Here is an 18,865-nt window from a genome sequence, read left to right on the forward strand (position 1 = left end):
GTTGCGATCGTCCGTACAGGCCCAGCCGATTTCCGGTCCCTGGTCTGGCCGGCTTCCCGATTTCCGCTCGTCAAAGCGGCCGCTTGCGTCTACGACGCTGCTCACAGGGGTTTCATGCGGGAGGAAGCGACATCGGCATGGCACAGCCAACAGCCCAGAATTCAACGTTCAGGAACGTGCTTTTGGCTGGTATTCTGCTGATGCTGGCCGGCGATTTCCTGTTTGCTTTGAATGATGCGATGGGCAAATGGCTGGTCGCCAGCTTTTCCGTCGGCCAGGTCGTGCTGATCCGTTCCATCGGCGCCTTTTTCGTGCTCGGTCCGATGATCGCGCGTCAAGGCGCGGCCAGGCTGTTCCGCATGGAGCGCCTGGAACTGCAGGTCTTGCGCGTCGTCATGACGACGCTTGACACGGCGCTGTTCTACGCCGCCGTCGTCTATCTGCCGCTCGCCGACGTCATGAGCTTCTATATGGCGGGGCCGATCTACGTGGCGGCGCTGTCCCACCTGCTGCTTGGTGAAAAGGTCGGCTGGCGCCGCTGGATGGCGATTCTGGTCGGGTTCTGCGGCGTGCTGATCATGCTCGAACCGTCCTCGGCCGCGTTTTCGCTGTCGTCGACCTTCGCGCTGGCCGGAAGCATTTCATTCGCCTTCGCGATCATTCTCAACCGGCGGTTGCGTGGCACCAGCGACACCTCGCTCGTTACCTGGCAAACCATCGGCACGCTGCTGGTCGGCGGGTTTCTCACCATCGGCAACTGGCAGACGCCGTCCTCGCTCGATTTCGGCGCCATGCTGCTTCTTGGCATCGTCTCCTGCGGCGCGCATCTGATGATCACCAGGGCGCTGAAGCTGGCGCCGGCGTCGACGCTGGCGCCGCTGCATTACAGCCTGCTGCTGTGGGCCGTCATCTTCGGGCTGGCCTTCTTTGGCGACATGCCCGGCCCGCGCATCCTGATCGGCTCGGGCATCATCGTGCTGGCCGGCCTGTTCATCTTCCATCGCCAGAAAGTGGTCGACACGGTGCCGCCCGAAAACGTGCCGAAAGGCGTCAACTGATTCCAATTTTCTCTGGTCCTTAGCCCGCGCGCACTGCCGCCAGATGCCGTGAGAAGTCCGCCGTCTCCATCAGCGCCCTGCAGCGTGAAAAGCGACCGTCGGCATAGGCGCGGAAATCGTCGGCCGGATTGCTGTTGGCAAGCTGGATCAGTCCCCACAGCGTCCACAAGAGATCGCACATCGCCTTGTAGATGACGATGCGGCCGCGCTCCGCCGGCGTCGGCTCGCCACCGAAATAGGCGCCCATCATCTCGTCCTCCTGCGCCGTATCAAACTGGCCTTCGACGCTGAGGTCGCCGAGATCCCAGAGCGGGTCGTTCATGCCGGAATATTCCCAGTCGACAATCCACATCCTGTCGCCCGTATCGAGAAAATTTTCGCACAGCGGATCGCAGTGGCAGGCGACGAGAGGCAGGGGATGCGCGGCAAGCGCCGAGCGCACGGTTTCCGCCTCGATAACGACGTCGTGGTAACGGGCAGGCAGGGCGACGTCCTTGGTCGACAGCACCTTCAGATAGTCGTCGATCATCGCAAACAGCTCGAAGCGGAAGGGAAACACCGCGCCGGATGTATGCAATCTGCGGAAGGCCTTGCCGGCACGCGCCGGACTGCCCGGCCGGGTCTTGAATTTATCCGGCGACATCGTCTCGGCGCCGGCGATAAAGCGCGTCACCATCACGCCTGTCTCGCCGTCGACATGCAGCAGCTCGGGGCTGACGCCGGCCATCGCTGCCTCCCGCGCCGCCACCGCCTCATTGGCGCGGTTGATATACTCCTGCGTGCCCTTGCCGGGAATCCGCAGGCAGGCATCTCCAGCCCTGAAGACGAGGTTGGTGAGGCCACCCAGCCGCTCCAGCGGTCCCTCGTAGCCGGCCAGCGCCGGAATGGCTGCAAGCGCCGCGCGTGCTTCCTCGTCCACCATCGCTTCTGCCCTCTTTTCGCATCTATTTGTGGTGACGACGGTTCCACAAATTTCGCCGTTTGGCTATCATCGCTTGCATGCGGTTCACTCCAGCGCCGTGCGTTCCTGCAGGACACGCTAAGAACGCTGCGGCGCTTTGATTTGCGGACGAGACTGTAATGGCGGACAGGAAAAACAAAGGCGCGCTCGCCGCGGCCTATGCAGCGAAGCGGCCAGAGGAGGTGGCGGCGCTCTACGACCGCTGGTCCGACACCTACGACGCCGACATGTCGGCGGCCGGTTATCGCCATCCGACCATCTGCCTTGCCCTGCTTGCCCGCCACCTGCCGCGCGGCGCGGCACCGCTCCTCGATGCCGGTGCCGGCACCGGGCTCATCGGCGAGTGGCTGAAGATCGCGGGCTATCCGCAGGTCGAGGCGCTCGACATTTCCGAAGGCATGCTGGCCCAGGCAGCGCGCAAGGGCGTCTATTCGGCGCTTCACTGCTTGGCGCTCGGCGGCCCGCTGCCCTTCGCGGATGATGCCTATGCCGGCATCATATCGGCCGGCGTCTTCACCTCGGGCCATGTCGGCGCTGAGGGGCTGGACGAACTGATCCGCATCTGCCGGCCGGGCGGGATAATCGTGCTGACGGTCAAGAACACCCTGTGGGACGCCGGCTTTTCCGCAGGGATAGCCGACCTCGAGGCGAAGGGCGTCGTCACGCGCGCCGAGGAGACATCGCCCTATGTCTCCATGCCGGGCGAGGCCGACACCGTGCCCAGCCGCGGTCTCGTTCTGCGCGTGAACTGACCATCCCCGCTCTTATGCATGTCGCGCAAAAGTGCGCAGCGGTTTTGTGATAAAGACATGCATAGAAACAAGAACTTAAAGCGCCTCGCATGAATCCGTTCAGACGCGACGCGCTTTAGGCTCTTTTCCTTTCTCCGGCCGGGTCGTAAAGCGGCTCGAGATGGATTTTTGCCGGCGTCCGCTGCATAGCCACCACCAGCTCGTAGTCGCCGCAGGTGAGGAAATCGTCGCTGACGCCGTCGGCGTTGCGCACATAGCCGTAGCCGATGTTCTTTCCGACCGTGTAGCCATAGCCGCCGCTGGTCAGGTAGCCGACCGGCTCGCTGTTGCGCAGGATCGTTTCGCGCCCGAGCAGCACGATCTCGCAATCGTCGACGGTGAAGCCGGCAAAGCGCTTTTTCAGAACCGCGCCGCCGATCTCTTCCAGCGCCCGCCGTCCGAGAAAATCGGTATTCTTGCGAAGCTTCACCGCCCAGCCGAGGCCGGCCTCCTGCGGCGTGTCGTTGGGCGTGATGTCGGAGCCCCAGGCGCGGTAGCCTTTTTCCAGCCGCAGCGATTCCAGCGCCCTGTAGCCGACCGGGCGGATGCTGTGCTCCTCGCCCGCCGCCATCAGCGCGTCGAAGATTTCGCCCGTCGCCGCGATCGGCACATGCAGCTCCCAGCCGAGCTCGCCGACATAGGTGACGCGCAGCGCCCGAACTGTGTGGCCGGCGATGGAGATTTCCCGCACGTGTCCGAACGGGAAAGCGGTGTTCGACACGTCCGCGTCGGTCACCGCAGCCAGCACGTCGCGGGCCCGCGGCCCCATCAGCGACAGCGTGCCGAAATCCTCGGTGACATCGGTGAGCGTCACGTCGAGCTCGTTGCCGACATGGTCGCCGATCCACGAGAAGTCATGCGTCCTAAAGCCGGTGCCGGTGACGACGTAGAATCGGTCTTCGCCGAGCCGCGCCACGGTCAGGTCGGCCTCGATGCCGCCGCGCGTGTTGAGAAGCTGCGTGTAGGTCAGCCGGCCGACCGGCTTGGCGACGTCGTTGGCGCAGATCCAGTCGAGCGCCTTCAGCGCATCCGCACCGGTCATTTCGTATTTGGCGAAGGACGACTGGTCGAAGATGCCGACGTTCTCGCGCACGTGCCGGTGCTCGTCGCCGACCGGCGAAAACCAGTTCTGCCGGCCCATCGAATAGATGTCCTTCGGCTCGACGCCTTCGGGCGCAAACCAGTTCGGCCGCTCCCAACCGAGCTTGGAGCCGAACACGGCGCGGTGCTTTTGCAGCCGTTCATAGAGTGGCGACACGATCCGTGGCCGGCCCGTGGCATACTCTTCATGCGGGAAGCCGATCGTATAGTGCTTGCCATAGGCTTCCAGCGTGCGGTCGCGGACCCATTGCCGGTCGCGGTGCAGGTCGGAAAAGCGCCTGATATCGACCACCCACAGGTCGAGTGGCGCCTCGCCGTCGACCACCCACTGCGCCAGCACCCAGCCGGCGCCGCCACCTGCCGCGATGCCGAAGGCGTTGAAGCCGGCGCCGACGAACATATTGGCGCATTCGGGTGCGACGCCGAGAATGAAATTGCCGTCCGGCGTGAAGCTCTCCGGCCCGTTGATCATCTGCTTGACGCCGACGCTTTCGAGCGCCGGAACCCGCGTGATTGCCTGGTTCATATGCTGCTCGAAATGATCGTAATCGTCGTCGAACAGCCGGAACTGCCAGTCGTCAGGGACATTGCCGCCGGGAAGATCGGTCGTCCAGGCTTGCGGGTTCGGCTCATAGCCGCCCATCACCAGCCCGCCGACCTCCTCCTTGAAATAAATGCGGCGGTCGGGGTCGCGGATCGTCGGCGCATCGGTCGCCAACCCGTCTATTCTTTCGGTGACGATGTACTGGTGCTTCACCGGCTGCAGCGGCACGTTGATGCCGGCTAGCGCCCCCACCTGCCGCGCCCATTGCCCGGCACAGTTCACCACCTTGTCGCAGGCGATATCGCCCCTGTTGGTCTTTACCGTTGTGATGCGGCCCTCCTGCATGTCGAAGCCGGTGACGCGGACATCCTCGAACAGCCTGGCGCCATGCATGCGCGCGCCTTTGGCCAGCGACTGCGTGATGTCGGAAGGGTTTGCCTGGCCGTCGGTCGGCAGCCAGTTGGCGCCGACGAGATCGCCGGTTGCCAGCAGCGGCCACATCGCCTTGACCTCGGCCGGTGACAGCAACTGCATGTCCATGCCGAAGCTCTTCGCCGTCGTCGCCAGCCTCTTGTACTCGATCCAGCGGTCGGCATTGGTGGCGAGCCTGAGGCATCCGGTCATCTTCCAGCCGGTGGCCAGCCCGGTTTCGGCTTCCAGTCCCTTGTAGAGATCGACCGAATATTTGAGCACGCGGGTGATCGAGGCCGAAGACCGCAATTGACCGACCAGCCCCGCCGCATGCCATGTCGAGCCCGAAGTCAGTTTGCCCTGTTCCAGGAGCACGACATCGGCCTTGTGGTCACGCGCCAGATGATAAGCCGTCGAACAGCCGATTATGCCGCCGCCGATGACGACGATCTCGGCGTAGGCGGGCAAGGTCATGATATCTGTCCGTATTTTGTTCTGTAGTTTTCCAGCGCGGCATCGAGCCGCGTCAGGTTTTCGTCGGTATAGGCAACGTAGTCGACGCCGGGCGCGTCGAGATAAAGTTCGGAAACCATGCTCCACATCGCCTCGCGCAGCAGCGATGCGCATTGCATGGCCGCATGCGAGCGGCGGATCGCCTCGTCCGGCTCCTTCATGAAATAGGCGGTCAGGAAGGCGAAGGACTCATCGTCGTTCATGGTGGCGTTCGAGGCGACGCCGGCGAGGTCGAACATCGCCGTGTTGAAGCCGGCATATTCGAAATCGATCAGCCACAGCCTGTGGCCGTCATCGAGAATATTAGCCGGCAGAAGGTCATTATGACCAAAGACGATCGGCAGCAATTTCTGCGCCCGTTCGAGCTCGTCTGCAAGCGTCAGCAGCCGCGGCAACTCGCTTCGCATGCGGCTGTCGGCTTCCTCCAGCGTGCGCGCATAGTCGCGGATGACATGGAAAACCCAGAACATGAAGCCGGCGCCGGAGACATGATTGGGCATCTCGCGATGGAAGCCGCGCATCAGGGCGGCGACGCGGTCGATATTGGCGCGGACGTCCTCGGCGACAAAAGTCTTGGCGCCGAGAAATTCCGTTACCAGGATGCCGGGCTCGGAATGGCGGACCGCAGGCGCGAAGCCGGCGGCGTGCGCCGCGCGCGCGGTCATCACCTCGCGCTCGCGAAAGACATGATGGAATGGAAAGTCCTGGCCAAAGCGCACGACATGCCGCCCGGCGGCGTCCTTGACCAGATAGTTGGCGTTGCTCAGGCCGCCTGGCAGCGGCGCGATCTCGATGCTGCCGGTCCAGCAGGGCAGGGCGCGGATGCGGTCCTCGGCGGTCACGGGTGAATCCCTCGTTGCGCGGGGTTCAAGGCGTCGCGGGCGACGCAAAGATGGCGGCCGGCAGGAGGGAGCAATGCGAAGTCCTCGTCGGTGCGGGATCCCGGGATCGGTATCCCGCACCGCACCGACGAGCCCCAGTGCCGGGTTCTTTGACTCCGGCATCCGCCCCCGCGGATTCAAAAAAGTCCTTTTCCCTTACGTCAGACGATTTCCCGGACGTTCGGGCAGGCGAATTTTGGTGCGGCTCTGCCATCGTTCTCCCGTGGCAGTTCCGAAGCCTGTCACAAGCCAGTGTCGCGCCATGTGATCCGGCTTGTCAACGACAACTTGTGGCTTTTTGCCCGAAATCACAAGGATTTCTTGTAAACTGTGGCCGATTTGCCTTAGAAGCGGTCAGTAGCGCAACAAATCGATTGGGTGAGACCGATGCCCTCGAAGCGGCATGGCGAGATCCTGCGTCTCCTCCATGAGGAAGGCACCGTCACCATCGCCAGCCTGGCCGACCGGCTGGGCGTCTCGCTGGAGACCGTGCGCCGCGACGTCAAGCCGCTGACCAGTGACGGTTCGATCCTGAAGATGCATGGCGCCGTCGGCCTGCCGTCGATGGCCGGCGAGGCGCCGTTCGAGCGGCGTATGCGCGAGAATGCCGATGCCAAGCGCGCCATCGCCCGCATGGTTGCCGCCACCATCCGCGACGGCGAAGCGATCATGCTCGACACAGGCACCACGACCTCTTTCCTGGCCCGCGAACTGCTCGGTCACCGGCGGCTGACGGTGGTCACCAACTCCTCCGACATCGCCCGCACGCTGGCCACCGTCAACGGCAACAAGGTCTACATGGCCGGCGGCGAACTGCGCAGCGATTCGGGCGCTGCCTTCGGCGTCTCGGCCATTGCATTCGTCAGCCGCTTTTCCGTCAGCCACGCTGTGATCTCCACCGGCGCGGTCGATGCCGTCACCGGCGTGATGGACTATGATCTGGATGAGGCGGAATTCGCCCGCATGGTGCTGTCGCGCGGCCAGCGCTCGCTCGTCATCACCGACCACACCAAGTTCGGCCGCCAGGGTCTGGTCCAGGTCTGCGGCCTCGACGGTTTTTCCGAACTCGTCACCGATCGGCCGCCGCCGCACGCCATCGCCGCAGCCCTCGAGCAAGCGGGCGCGCGGCTCAGCATTGCCGGCAGCGAAAGCGGGATCTGACCTGGCCAGAGCAGTAATGCGGTGAGCCTGGGATCGGCGGCTTTTCTTCCTTGCCGTCCCGGTGTTTAGTCCGGCCATGGCTTTCACCATCCGCCAATTGCAGTTCTTCATCGCCGTCGCCGAGCAAGGCACAGTGTCTGGCGCCGCCCAAAACCTGTCCATCTCGCAATCGTCGGTCACCGAGGCGATCAAGGAGCTCGAAGGCGATCTCGGCGTCGAACTGTTCGAGCGCCATCCGCGCGGCCTCAACATCACCCACAAGGGCCACCAGTTCCTGCGCCACGCGACAAAGATCCTTGCCGATGTTTCCGATGCGCGCCGCGCCTTCTCCGGCGAGCAAGCGGCGGCTGGCGGCCGGCTGCAACTCGGCGTCACCTCGCTGGTCGCCGGCTATGTCCTGTCCGACCTTCTCGCCCGCTATCGCCGCGCCTATCCGGGCGTCGAGATCTCGGCCATCGAGGACAATGGCGACTACCTCGAACATCTGCTGGTCGGCGGCAAGCTCGACATCGCCGTCATGGTCACCTCGAACCTGCGCGACCGCACCGCCCTGCAATCGGAAATTCTCGAAGTCTCGCCCTACCGGCTATGGCTGCCGCTTGGCCATCCGCTGTCCAGCGCCGACATCATCGGCATCAGCGATATCGCGTCGGAGCCGCTGATCATGCTGACCGTCGACGAGATCGAAGAGAATACCGGAAAATTGCTGGCGGCGATTGCTGCCAAGCCGCATGTCGCCTTCCGCACCCGCTCGGTCGAAGCGGTGCGCAGCCTCGTCGCCACCGGCGCCGGCGTGGCGCTGCTGCCCGACCTCGTCTACCGGCCATGGTCGCTTGAAGGCGACCGCATCGAATCGCGCGATATTTCGGGCTCGTTGCCGGTTGTCCAAGTCGGCACGGTCTGGCGGCGCGGCTCCGGCCTGCCACAGGCCGCGCGCGACTTCATCGGGCTTGCCCAGTCGCAGCGCATGGTTCGTCAGCGGCCGGACAAGAACGGCCGCTGATCTATCGGAAAAACCGATATCGCCTTTCTGACAAATGAATTTGCGAAACCGGAAATTTCACAGCACCCTGACAATCAGGGAGCAAAGCCGCCGTTAGAGCGACGTGCGTCCAATTGGACGCACAAAGTACGCTCTAACACTTTTAGTTTTCGCATCGTGCTTCCGAAAATCAATCCGATTTTCGGGCCGATGCGAGAGTGCGGCCCCTCAAATGGGAGATCGACGATGAATTCATTCCTGAAGTCATGCACTGCATTGACGGTCGCGCTGGCCTTCTCCGGCCAGGCGATCGCCCAGGTTAAGGAACTTGGCAAGGGCGAAGGCCAGGTCAACATTGTTGCCTGGCCCGGCTACATCGAACGCGGCGAAACCGACAAGAACTATGATTGGGTCACGTCTTTCGAGAAGAACACAGGCTGCAAGGTCAATATCAAGACCGCCAACACCTCCGACGAGATGGTCGCGCTGATGAATGAGGGCGGATTCGACCTTGTTACTGCCTCGGGCGACGCGTCGTTGCGCCTTGTCGCCGGCAAGCGGGTCCAGCCGATCAACACCGATCTCATCCCGAGCTGGAACACGGTCGACGACCGGCTGAAGGATGCGCCGTGGTTCACGGTCGGCGGCGTCCACTACGGCGCCCCCTACCAGTGGGGGCCGAACGTGCTGATGTACAATACCGAGGTGTTCAAGGAAGCGCCGAAGAGCTGGAACGTCGTCTTCGAGGAGATGACCTTGCCCGACGGCAAGCCGAACAAGGGCCGCGTCCAGGCCTATGACGGGCCGATCCACATCGCCGATGCGGCCAACTATCTGATGTTCCACAAGCCGGAGCTCGGCATCAAGGATCCCTACGAGCTGACCGAAGATCAGTACAAGGCCGCCCTCGATCTGCTGCGCGTCCAGCGCACGCTGGTCGGACGCTACTGGCATGACGCCGCCATCCAGGTCGACGATTTCCAGAACGAAGGCGTCGTTGCCTCCGGTTCATGGCCCTATCAGGTCAACACGCTGGTTGCTGCCAAGAAGCCGGTCGCTTCGACCATCCCCCAGGAAGGCGTCACCGGCTGGGCCGACACCACCATACTGGCAGCCGACGCAGCCCACCCGAACTGCGCCTATATGTGGATGGAGCACTCGCTGTCGCCGAAAGTGCAGGGCGATGTCTCCGCCTGGTTCGGTTCGCTGCCGGTGGTGCCGGCTGCCTGCAAGGGCAACGAATTGCTCGGCGAGGAAGGCTGCAAGACCAACGGCTACGACAATTTCGAAAAGATCAAGTTCTGGAAGACGCCGGTGTCGAAATGCGCCACCCAGGACCAGTGCGTGCCTTACTATCGCTGGGTGTCGGACTATATCGGCGTCATCGGCGGACGGTGAGTTCGTTTCGCATTGCTCGCCAGTTGGCGCTGCCCCTCACCCTTGCCCCCTCCCCGTGAACAACGGGAGAGGGGGTCGCGAGCGTTGCGGCTAGCCCCTTCTCCACGTCCCTACGGGGAGAAGGTGCCGGCAGGCGGATGAGGGTCAGCGCTGTCGCCTGAATTGACGAGCCTGGCAGATCAGGACAGCCCATGACATCAGCCGTTTCCTTCCAGAAAGTCTCGCGCCATTTCGGCAGCGTGCGCGCCGTCGACATGGTCGATCTCGACATCGTGCCGGGCGAGTTCTTCGCCATGCTTGGACCTTCGGGTTCCGGCAAGACGACCTGCCTGCGCTTGATCGCCGGCTTTGAGCAGCCGACATCGGGCTCGATCTCCATCTTTGGCGAACGCGCCGAAGGCGTTCCGCCCTATCGCCGCAACGTCAACACCGTCTTCCAGGACTACGCGCTGTTTCCGCATCTGAACGTGCTCGACAACGTCGCCTACGGGCTGATGGTCAAGGGTGTCGGCAAGCTGGAGAGGCAGAAGGCCGCCGAGGAAGCATTGTCGCTGGTCCGGCTTCCCGGCTACGGCGCCCGCCGCCCGAGCCAGCTTTCCGGCGGACAGCGCCAGCGCGTCGCGCTCGCCCGCGCGCTGGTCAACCAGCCGAAGGTGCTTCTGCTCGACGAGCCGCTTGGCGCGCTCGACCTCAAGCTGCGCGAAAACATGCAGGAGGAGCTGAAGTCGCTGCAGAAGGCGCTCGGCATCACCTTCGTCTTCGTCACCCACGACCAGGGCGAGGCGCTGTCGATGGCCGACCGCGTCGCCGTCTTCAACGACGGCAAGATCATGCAGATCGGCACGCCGGAGGACATCTACCAGCGGCCGAAGACGCGCTTCGTCGCCGATTTCGTCGGCTCGTCCAATGTGCTGCCGCCGGATTTCGTCCAGCGCTATTCCGGCCAGCATCGCTGGGGCAGCCTGCGCCCTGAATCCATTCGCATCGGCCGGGCGGCGAAGGGCGACGGCGTTGCCGCCCGTCTTGTCTCGACCAATTATCTCGGCGCCACGACCAGACTGGCGCTCGACGCCGACGGGTTGAGATTGCATGCCATTGTGCCGGCCGGTGCGAAATTGCCCAGGGAAGGCGAGGCGGTCGTGCTCACCTTCAACCGCGAGCATTTGCATCTGATGGACGAGCCGGGATGATGGCGCTGTCGGCAACTGTCGCTAATAGCCGCGGCAAGGCGCTTCACGGCGCCCCCCTCTGTCCTGCCGGACATCTCCCCCACGAGGGGGGAGATCGGCAGCTTCGCCAGTGGCGCCTCTTCTGCAACGTTGGTGATTGGCGAAAGCAGTCGCGACAGCCAATCTCCCCCCTCGTGGGGGAGATGTCCGGCAGGACAGAGGGGGGCGCGAAGGAACGCGGCCGGTCGAAGAAACCATGACTCTGACCGCGACCCAGGCAAAACCTGCCCCAGCCGTCCTGCCTCGCGCCGGCGGCGTGCGCGGCGCGCTGTCCGACCTGCTCTGGCGCAAGCCGAAGCTGCTGCTGCTGTTGATGCTGCTGCCGCCGGTGTTGTGGCTCGGCATCGTCTATATCGGCTCGCTGTTCGCGCTGCTCTTGCAGAGTTTTTTCTCGATCGACGAATTCTCCGGCCTCATCAACCGGCAGTTCACGCTGAAGACCTATGGCGACCTGCTGCAGGCCGCCAATCTCGACATCATCCTGCGCACGGTGACGATGGCGGCCCTGGTCACGCTCGCCTCGGCGACCATCGCCTTTCCCATCGCCTATTACGCGGCCCGCTATGCGCGCGGCCGCTGGAAGGCGCTGTTCTATCTCGGCGTGATGCTGCCGCTGTGGTCGAGCTATCTGGTCAAGATCTACGCCTGGAAGCTCATTCTCGCCAAGGAAGGCATTCTCACCTGGCTGCTCGCCAAGCTGCATCTGCTATGGCTGCTCGACGGCTGGCTGTCGCTGCCGGTCGTCGGCGGCAACTCGCTGTCGGTGTCGTCCACCGGCACCTTCATCGTCTTCGTCTACGTCTGGCTGCCGTTCATGATCCTGCCGGTGCAGGCGGCACTCGAGCGCGTGCCGGGCAATCTGGTCGAGGCCTCGTCCGATCTCGGCGCCTCGCCCGGCCAGACCTTCCGCAACGTGCTGTTCCCGCTGGCGCTGCCGGGCATCGTCGCCGGCTCGATCTTCACCTTCTCGCTGACGCTGGGCGACTACATCATCCCGCAGATCATCGGCACCTCGCGGCTGTTCATCGGCCAGGCCGTCTATTCGCAGCAGGGCACCGCCGGCAACATCCCGCTCGCCGCCGCCTTCACCGTGGTGCCGATTGTCATCATGGGCTTCTACCTCTGGGGCGCCAAGCGCATGGGGGCCTTCGATGCGCTCTGATGGCTCACCATCCGCCCCTCTCGGCCTGAAGGTCGCCGCAGCCTGCGGCCTGCTGTTCCTGCATCTGCCGATCTTCCTGATCTTCGTCTATGCCTTCACGACCGAGGAAAAGAGCTTCGCCTGGCCGCCGCCGGGGCTGACCATGCAATGGTTCGCCGTCACCTGGAACCGCCCGGACGTGTGGGAAGCGCTGTCGCTGTCGGTCCGTGTCGCCGCCATCTCGACACTCGTCGCCCTGGTGCTCGGCACGCTCTGCGCGGCCGCCGTTTCGCGAACACGGTTCTTTGGCCGCGAAACCATCTCGCTGCTGGTCATCCTGCCGATCGCGCTGCCCGGCATCATCACCGGCATCGCGCTGCGTTCGGCCTTTTCGCTGGCCGAGATTCCGTTCTCGTTCTGGACGATCGTGCTCGGCCACGCCACCTTCTGTGTCGTCGTCGTCTACAACAACGCCGTCGCCCGCTTTCGCCGCACCTCCGGCTCGATGATCGAGGCGTCGATGGACCTCGGCGCCGACGGCTTCCAGACCTTTCGGCATGTCGTGCTGCCCAACATCGCCACCGCGCTGCTTGCCGGCGGCATGCTTGCCTTTGCGCTGTCGTTTGACGAGGTCATCGTCACCACCTTCACCGCCGGCCAGCAGCAGACGCTGCCGATCTGGATGCTGGAGGAATTGATCCGTCCGCGCCAGCGCCCGGTCACCAATGTCGTGGCCATGGTCGTCGTGCTGGTGACGCTGCTGCCCATCCTCGTCGCCTATTACCTGACCCGCGACGGCGACCAGATCGCCGGTTCGGGCAAATGACGTCAAGAATCCATAAGGGAGAGACTGCCATGGACACAAAGATGCTGATCGGCTCGAAATTCGAGAAGGGCACCGAGACCGAGGAGCCGATCCTCAATCCAAAGACCGGGGCGACTATCCTCAACCTGCCTGAAGCCAGCCAGGCGCAGATCGAGGCGGCGGTGCTGGCGGCCGAAAAAGCCTTCGTCACCTGGTCGCGCACCACGCCGGCGCAGCGCTCCGGTTATCTCCTGAAGATCGCCGATCGCATCGAGGCCGCGGCACAAGATTTCGCCGCCCTCGAGGCGCTCAATTGCGGCAAGCCGATCAATGCCGTGCTCAACGACGAAATCCCGGCGATCGTCGACTGCTACCGCTTCTTTGCCGGCGCTGTCCGCTCGATGCCCGGCCAGGTCGCCGGTGAATACATTCCCGGCCACACTTCGATGGTCCGCCGCGACGCCATCGGCGTCGTCGCCTCGATCGCGCCGTGGAACTACCCACTGATGATGATGGCCTGGAAGCTGGCGCCAGCGATTGCCGGCGGCAACACGGTCGTCTTCAAGCCGTCCGAGCAGACGCCGCTGACAGCGCTGAAGCTGGCAAAAATCCTTGCCGAGATACTGCCCGAGGGCGTCGTCAACGTCGTGCTGGGCAGAGGCGACAGCGTCGGCAACACACTGATCAACCACCCGAAAATCAATATGATCTCGATCACCGGCGATGTCGCGACCGGCAAGAAGGTGCTGCAGGCCGCCGCCAAATCGGTCAAGCGCACGCATCTCGAGCTCGGCGGCAAGGCTCCGGTCATCGTCTTCGACGACGCCGATCTCGGCGCGGTGGTCAATGGCCTGCGCGCCTTCGGCTATTACAATGCCGGCCAGGACTGCACCGCCGCCTGCCGCATCTATGCCGGCAAGAAGATCTACGACAAGCTCGTCGCCGATCTTTCCTCCGCCGTCTCGACCATCAAATACAACCGCCCCGACGACACCGAAAACGAGATCGGGCCGTTGATCTCACGCCGCCAGCGCGACCGCGTCTCGAGCTTCGTCGAGCGCGCCTCGGAGCTCAAGCACATCGAGATCACCACCGGCGGCAAGCCGGGCGAGGGCACCGGCTTTTTCTATCAGCCAACCGTCGTCGCCGGCGCGCTGCAGGAGGACGAGATCGTGCGCCGCGAAGTGTTCGGGCCGGTTGTCTCCGTCACCCGCTTTGCCGAGGTCGACGAGGCGGTGAACTGGGCCAATGACAGCGATTATGGCCTTGCGTCCTCGGTGTGGACCAAGGATGTCTCGCGCGCCATGGCGACGGCCGCCCGGCTGCAATATGGCTGCACCTGGATCAACACCCACTTCATGCTGACCAACGAGATGCCGCATGGCGGGCTGAAGCAGTCCGGCTACGGCAAGGACATGTCGCTCTATGCCTTGGAGGATTATACCGCTGTCCGCCACGTGATGATTGCGCACGGGTAGCGCCTTTTTACCTTTGCCTCTCCCCTTGTGGGAGAGGTCGGATTGCCCCGATTTGTCCTTCACAAATCGGTTGGCAATCCGGGTGAGGGGTAGGCAAGCGCCAAGCTGGAACACCCCTCATCCGTCTCGCCGCTGCGCGCCGATCCACCTTCTCCCACAAGGGGAGAAGGAAGATTGAGCGCCTGCCACTACTCGACGATGCGATGGATGTTCCGCTCAAACTAAGCCCGCTGCTTCAGGTGCGGCCGGCCGCTTGATCCTTGCCGAGGCGGCCACGACGAGCTCGTTGAAGACTTCGCCACCATTGTCCAGCATTTCGAACAATTGCCGCCGCATCCTCGGCTCCCAGAACTTGTTGATGTGCTCGGCGACGCCGGCAATGCCTTCCTCGCGCGGCTTGGAGTGAAAAAAGGCGGCAATCTGGTTGGCCATGCGGACCAGCTTTTCGCTGGTGCTCATGATGTGGCCTTCGTCATGCGACATGCTTGGCAACTCCGGAAGCCACCCGCTCGGGGTGGGTGAAAATATCGAAATCATCGCCGCGCACCAAAGCCACCAGCGTCATGCCGGCGTCCCCGGCGGTGCGGATGGCAAGTGCCGTCGGCGCCGAAACGGCAATGATGAACGCAGCGCCGATCGCCGCCGTCTTCTGCACCATCTCGACCGAAACGCGCGATGTCACCACGACAGCACCCAAGGAGCCATCGATGCCGGCTTTGGCGAGCGCCCCGGCGAGCTTGTCGAGCGCATTGTGGCGGCCGACATCCTCGCGCGCCATGACGATGCCCTTGCCTGGGATATAAAAACCGGCGGCATGGACCGCACCGGTCTCGGCATGAAGCGGCTGCGCTTTCGACAAAAGCCTGACCGAACGGACGATGTCGTCGCTGTCAAGTGTAAGTCTTGACGAACCAACCGCCTCGACCGAGCGCATCGCCTCCTCGATCGACTCGATGCCGCACAGCCCGCAGCCGACCGGGCCCGCCAGGCGTCGGCGCCGCGCCTCGAAGCGCGTATTGGCCTGGTCCTTCAGCCTGATCTGGATGTCGATGCCGGCGCCGTGATCCTCGACTTCGATCGCCTCGATTTCCCGGCCGTCGGCGATGATGCCTTCGGCCAGCGAGAAGCCGAGCGCGAAATCCTCGAAATCGGCCGGACTTGCCATCATCACCGCGTGAGTGGTGCCGGCAAAGGAGAACGCCACCGGTGTCTCTTCCGGCACCATCCGGTTGGCGGCCGCACTGCCGCCGGCGCGGTGGGCGAGGCGGGAGATTTGGCTGACAGCGAAACGTTTGGGCATCACGCGGCACCCCCCTCTGGCCTGCCGGCCATTTTACTCAGGAAGCGTTGAAGGTTTCTTGCTTCAATTGGCAGTTGCTCTCCTAGGCCATCCCCCACTCCGTCGCTGCTTCGCAGCGCCACCTCTCCCCCCTCCGGAGGGAGAGGAAGGGAGCCTGGAGTTCGCGCGCTTTCCTCTCGACCAACCGTCAAGATTGAAGCGCTTTCGGTCGAATGCCTCGGCACGATTACTCCGCTGCTTCCAAGGTCGCGATGCGACGGCTGTTGCGGGCCTGCTCGTCATAGTCGAGCTGCCATTCCGACGGCCCGTTGGACGCGCCGACCTGCACCGCCGTCACCTTGTATTCCGGGCAGTTGGTCGCCCAGTCGGAGAAGTCGGTGGTGATGACGTTGGCCTGCGTGTCGGGGTGGTGGAACGTCGTATAGACCACGCCAGGCGACACCTTGTCGGTGATCAGCGCGCGCAGCGTCGTCTCGCCGGAGCGGCTGGTCAGGCGGACCCAGTCGCCGTCGCGCAAACCGCGGTTTTCGGCGTCATGCGGGTGGATCTCGAGACGGTCCTCGCTGTGCCACATGACATTGTCGGTACGCCTGGTCTGCGCGCCGACATTGTACTGCGACAGGATGCGGCCGGTGGTCAGCAGCAGCGGGAAGCGCGGTCCCGTCCTCTCGTCGGTCGCCACATATTCGGTGCGGATGAACTTGCCCTTGCCGCGCACGAAGCCGCTGATATGCATGATCGGCGTGCCTTCCGGCGCCTGCTCGTTGCACGGCCACTGCACCGAGCCCATCTTTTCCAGATAATCGTAGGAAACCTTGGCGAAGCTCGGCGTCGTCTTCGCAATCTCATCCATGATTTCGGACGGATGCTGGTAATTCCAGGCAAGCCCCATCGCCTGTGCGAGCTTCTGCGTCACTTCCCAGTCGGCCAGCCCGTTATTCGGCGCCATCACCTTGCGCACGCGGTTGATGCGGCGCTCGGCATTGGTGAAGGTGCCGTCCTTTTCGAGGAAGGTCGAGCCGGGCAGGAAGACATGCGCGTAGTTGGCGGTCTCGTTGAGGAAGAGATCGTGGACGACGACACATTCCATCGCCGCAAGGCCTGCGGCGACATGCTTGGTGTCGGGATCGGACTGCAGGATGTCCTCGCCTTGCACATAGAGGCCCTTGAACGAGCCGTCGACGGCGGCGTCCAGCATGTTGGGGATGCGCAGGCCGGGCTCGTCGTCGAGCTTGACCCCCCACAGGCTCTCATAAATGTCGCGCACCGCGTCGCCGGAGACGTGGCGATAGCCGGGCAGCTCATGCGGGAACGAGCCCATGTCGCAGGAGCCCTGGACATTGTTCTGGCCGCGCAGCGGGTTCACGCCGACGCCCGGCCGGCCGATATTGCCGGTCGCCATGGCAAGATTGGCGATGGCGATGACGGTGGTCGAGCCCTGGCTGTGCTCGGTCACGCCGAGGCCGTAATAGATCGCGCCATTGCCGCCGGTGGCAAACAGCCGTGCGGCGCTGCGGATCTCTTCAGGATCGACATTGGCGAGCTGGCCGACCACCTCAGGGCTGTTTTCCGGCAGCGCCACGAACGACGCCCAATCCTGGAACTCGTCCCAGTCGCAGCGTTCGCGGATGAAGGCCTCGTCGAACAGGCCTTCGGTGACGATGACATGGGCAAGCGCGGTGACCACGGCGACATTGGTGCCCGGCTTCAGCGGCAGATGATGCTGCGCCTCGATATGAGCCGAGCGCACGATGTCGGTGCGGCGCGGGTCGAGCACGATCAGCTTGGCGCCTTTGCGCAACCGCTTCTTCATGCGCGACGCAAACACCGGATGTGCGTCGGTCGGATTGGCGCCGATGATCATCACCACATCGGTCTGCTCGATCGAGTCGAAATCCTGGGTGCCTGCCGAGGTGCCGAAAGTCTGGCCAAGGCCATAGCCGGTCGGCGAATGGCAGACGCGGGCGCAGGTATCGACATTGTTGTTGCGGAAACCCTGGCGGATCAGCTTCTGCACCAGATAGGTTTCCTCATTCGTGCAGCGCGACGAGGTGATGCCGCCGATCGAGGTGCGGCCATACTGGTACTGGATGCGGCGGAACTCGTTGGCGGTGTGGGTCAGCGCTTCCTCCCACGACACCTCGCGCCATGGATCGGTGACCTTTTCGCGGATCATTGGATTGAGGATGCGCTCCTTGTGGGTCGAGTAGCCGTAGGCAAAACGGCCCTTGACGCAGCTATGGCCACGGTTCGCCTTGCCGTCCTTGTAGGGCACCATGCGCACCAGCTCGTCGCCGCGCATTTCGGCCTTGAACGAGCAGCCGACGCCGCAATAGGCGCAGGTGGTGACGACCGAATGCTCGGGCTGGCCGATCTTGATCACCGATTTCTCGGAAAGCGTCGCCGTCGGGCAGGCCTGCACACAGGCGCCGCAGGACACGCACTCGCTGTCGATGAAAAGCTGGTGCATGCCGGGCGACACACGGCTTTCGAAGCCGCGGCCCTCGATGGTCAGCGCGAATGTGCCTTGCACCTCCTCGCAGGCGCGCACGCAGCGCGAGCAGACGATGCATTTCGATGGATCATAGGTGAAGTATGGGTTGGACTCGTCCTTCGCCATCCATTTGAAGTTTTCGGCGCCGTCGTTCTTCTTGAAGACGTGGTTGTCGCCCTCATAGCCGTAGCGCACGTCGCGCAGGCCGACGACGCCGGCCTGCGTCTGCAATTCGCAGTCGCCATTGGCCGCACAGGTCAGGCAGTCGAGCGGATGGTCGGAAATGTAGAGCTCCATCACGCCGCGGCGGATGTCCTTCAGCCGACCGGTCTGGGTGTGCACGACCATGCCCGGCGCCACCGGCGTCGTGCAGGAGGAGGGCGTGCCGTTGCGGCCGTCGATCTCGACCAGGCAGAGCCGGCAGGAGCCGAAGGCGTCGACCATGTCGGTGGCGCAGAGTTTTGGAATGGCAATGCCCGCCTCCATCGAGGCGCGCATGATCGAGGTGCCTTCCGGCACGGTGACGGTGAAGCCGTCGACCGTCAGCGTCACTTGCTTCTCGGATGTCGAGGCCGGCGTGCCGTAGTCGATTTCCTGAACGAGACCCATCGCGAGGT

At 63.7% G+C, this 18,865-nt stretch carries 15 protein-coding genes; 9 read left to right on the forward strand and 6 right to left on the reverse strand.

The window, feature by feature from the left end; genetic code table 11:
* The first annotated feature begins 137 nt into the window (after positions 1 to 137).
* A complete protein-coding gene (locus BLT09_RS11000; protein WP_091592882.1) occupies positions 138 to 1,058 on the forward strand; it encodes a DMT family transporter in 921 nt (306 codons plus the stop codon).
* Between the two features lie 19 nt (positions 1,059 to 1,077).
* On the opposite strand, the gene BLT09_RS11005 is transcribed toward BLT09_RS11000, so the two are convergent.
* Entirely contained in the window at positions 1,078 to 1,980 is a 903-nt protein-coding gene (locus BLT09_RS11005) for a phosphotransferase family protein (protein ID WP_091592884.1), read from the reverse strand.
* 158 nt (positions 1,981 to 2,138) lie between these two features.
* Here BLT09_RS11005 and BLT09_RS11010 point away from each other — a divergent pair, with 158 nt between their 5' ends.
* Complete coding sequence (locus BLT09_RS11010; protein WP_023802865.1) at positions 2,139 to 2,771, forward strand: class I SAM-dependent DNA methyltransferase; 633 nt, start codon at positions 2,139 to 2,141, stop codon at positions 2,769 to 2,771.
* 115 nt (positions 2,772 to 2,886) lie between these two features.
* Here BLT09_RS11010 and BLT09_RS11015 read toward each other — a convergent pair whose 3' ends face one another.
* Positions 2,887 to 5,340, reverse strand: a complete 2,454-nt coding sequence (locus BLT09_RS11015; RefSeq protein WP_091592886.1) for a GcvT family protein — start codon at positions 5,338 to 5,340, stop codon at positions 2,887 to 2,889.
* A complete protein-coding gene (locus tag BLT09_RS11020) occupies positions 5,337 to 6,221 on the reverse strand; it encodes a phosphotransferase family protein (RefSeq protein ID WP_091592888.1) in 885 nt (294 codons plus the stop codon). Before BLT09_RS11020 ends, BLT09_RS11015 begins: the two co-directional genes overlap by 4 nt.
* Before the next feature lie 426 nt (positions 6,222 to 6,647).
* Between BLT09_RS11020 and BLT09_RS11025 the strand changes: the two genes are divergently transcribed.
* The 7 genes from BLT09_RS11025 (at position 6,648) to BLT09_RS11060 (ending at position 14,454) form a co-directional block, all read left to right on the forward strand.
* Positions 6,648 to 7,421 carry a DeoR/GlpR family DNA-binding transcription regulator gene (locus BLT09_RS11025; RefSeq protein ID WP_091592890.1) on the forward strand — a complete coding sequence of 258 codons (774 nt, stop codon included), beginning with the start codon at positions 6,648 to 6,650 and terminating at the stop codon, positions 7,419 to 7,421.
* Positions 7,422 to 7,497: 76 nt separating this feature from the next.
* Positions 7,498 to 8,424, forward strand: coding sequence for a LysR family transcriptional regulator (locus tag BLT09_RS11030; RefSeq protein ID WP_023802869.1), 927 nt, complete (start codon positions 7,498 to 7,500; stop codon positions 8,422 to 8,424).
* Between the two features lie 225 nt (positions 8,425 to 8,649).
* On the forward strand, positions 8,650 to 9,801 hold the full coding sequence (locus BLT09_RS11035; protein WP_091592892.1) for an ABC transporter substrate-binding protein: 1,152 nt from the start codon (positions 8,650 to 8,652) through the stop codon (positions 9,799 to 9,801).
* A 191-nt stretch (positions 9,802 to 9,992) separates the two neighbouring features.
* Positions 9,993 to 10,991, forward strand: a complete 999-nt coding sequence (locus BLT09_RS11040) for an ABC transporter ATP-binding protein (protein ID WP_091592894.1) — start codon at positions 9,993 to 9,995, stop codon at positions 10,989 to 10,991.
* Between the two features lie 235 nt (positions 10,992 to 11,226).
* The gene (locus BLT09_RS11050) at positions 11,227 to 12,192 is read left to right on the forward strand and encodes an ABC transporter permease (protein ID WP_091592896.1); all 966 of its coding nucleotides are present in this window, start codon (positions 11,227 to 11,229) and stop codon (positions 12,190 to 12,192) included.
* Positions 12,182 to 12,997: an ABC transporter permease gene (locus BLT09_RS11055; protein WP_091592898.1), complete on the forward strand. Its 816-nt coding sequence runs from the start codon at positions 12,182 to 12,184 to the stop codon at positions 12,995 to 12,997. The genes BLT09_RS11050 and BLT09_RS11055 overlap by 11 nt, the downstream gene beginning before the upstream one ends.
* 29 nt (positions 12,998 to 13,026) lie before the next feature.
* Positions 13,027 to 14,454, forward strand: coding sequence for a gamma-aminobutyraldehyde dehydrogenase (locus BLT09_RS11060; RefSeq protein WP_091592900.1), 1,428 nt, complete (start codon positions 13,027 to 13,029; stop codon positions 14,452 to 14,454).
* Positions 14,455 to 14,670: 216 nt separating this feature from the next.
* Here BLT09_RS11060 and BLT09_RS11065 read toward each other — a convergent pair whose 3' ends face one another.
* The 3 genes from BLT09_RS11065 to fdhF form a co-directional block, all read right to left on the reverse strand.
* Positions 14,671 to 14,937, reverse strand: a complete 267-nt coding sequence (locus BLT09_RS11065) for a formate dehydrogenase subunit delta (protein WP_091592902.1) — start codon at positions 14,935 to 14,937, stop codon at positions 14,671 to 14,673.
* On the reverse strand, positions 14,927 to 15,754 hold the full coding sequence (fdhD, locus tag BLT09_RS11070) for a formate dehydrogenase accessory sulfurtransferase FdhD (RefSeq protein WP_268931587.1): 828 nt from the start codon (positions 15,752 to 15,754) through the stop codon (positions 14,927 to 14,929). The genes BLT09_RS11065 and fdhD overlap by 11 nt, the downstream gene beginning before the upstream one ends.
* A gap of 226 nt (positions 15,755 to 15,980) precedes the next feature.
* Positions 15,981 to 18,857, reverse strand: coding sequence for a formate dehydrogenase subunit alpha (fdhF, locus tag BLT09_RS11075; protein WP_091592906.1), 2,877 nt, complete (start codon positions 18,855 to 18,857; stop codon positions 15,981 to 15,983).
* Positions 18,858 to 18,865 lie beyond the last annotated feature (8 nt).

Origin of the sequence: Mesorhizobium muleiense (assembly GCF_900099905.1) — a bacterium.
In the GTDB taxonomy this organism is placed as follows: domain Bacteria; phylum Pseudomonadota; class Alphaproteobacteria; order Rhizobiales; family Rhizobiaceae; genus Mesorhizobium; species Mesorhizobium muleiense.

Excerpts from the sequence above, each read along its gene's own strand:
- BLT09_RS11065 (WP_091592902.1), bottom strand. The coding sequence starts at position 14,937 with ATGTCGCATGACGAAGGCCACATCATGAGCACCAGCGAAAAGCTGGTC.
- BLT09_RS11015 (WP_091592886.1), bottom strand. The coding sequence starts at position 5,340 with ATGACCTTGCCCGCCTACGCCGAGATCGTCGTCATCGGCGGCGGCATA.
- BLT09_RS11005 (WP_091592884.1), bottom strand. The coding sequence starts at position 1,980 with ATGGTGGACGAGGAAGCACGCGCGGCGCTTGCAGCCATTCCGGCGCTG.
- fdhD (WP_268931587.1), bottom strand. The coding sequence starts at position 15,754 with ATGCCCAAACGTTTCGCTGTCAGCCAAATCTCCCGCCTCGCCCACCGC.
- fdhF (WP_091592906.1), bottom strand. The coding sequence starts at position 18,857 with ATGGGTCTCGTTCAGGAAATCGACTACGGCACGCCGGCCTCGACATCC.
- BLT09_RS11035 (WP_091592892.1), top strand. The coding sequence starts at position 8,650 with ATGAATTCATTCCTGAAGTCATGCACTGCATTGACGGTCGCGCTGGCC.
- BLT09_RS11030 (WP_023802869.1), top strand. The coding sequence starts at position 7,498 with ATGGCTTTCACCATCCGCCAATTGCAGTTCTTCATCGCCGTCGCCGAG.
- BLT09_RS11010 (WP_023802865.1), top strand. The coding sequence starts at position 2,139 with ATGGCGGACAGGAAAAACAAAGGCGCGCTCGCCGCGGCCTATGCAGCG.
- BLT09_RS11060 (WP_091592900.1), top strand. The coding sequence starts at position 13,027 with ATGGACACAAAGATGCTGATCGGCTCGAAATTCGAGAAGGGCACCGAG.
- BLT09_RS11050 (WP_091592896.1), top strand. The coding sequence starts at position 11,227 with ATGACTCTGACCGCGACCCAGGCAAAACCTGCCCCAGCCGTCCTGCCT.
- BLT09_RS11055 (WP_091592898.1), top strand. The coding sequence starts at position 12,182 with ATGCGCTCTGATGGCTCACCATCCGCCCCTCTCGGCCTGAAGGTCGCC.
- BLT09_RS11040 (WP_091592894.1), top strand. The coding sequence starts at position 9,993 with ATGACATCAGCCGTTTCCTTCCAGAAAGTCTCGCGCCATTTCGGCAGC.
- BLT09_RS11025 (WP_091592890.1), top strand. The coding sequence starts at position 6,648 with ATGCCCTCGAAGCGGCATGGCGAGATCCTGCGTCTCCTCCATGAGGAA.
- BLT09_RS11000 (WP_091592882.1), top strand. The coding sequence starts at position 138 with ATGGCACAGCCAACAGCCCAGAATTCAACGTTCAGGAACGTGCTTTTG.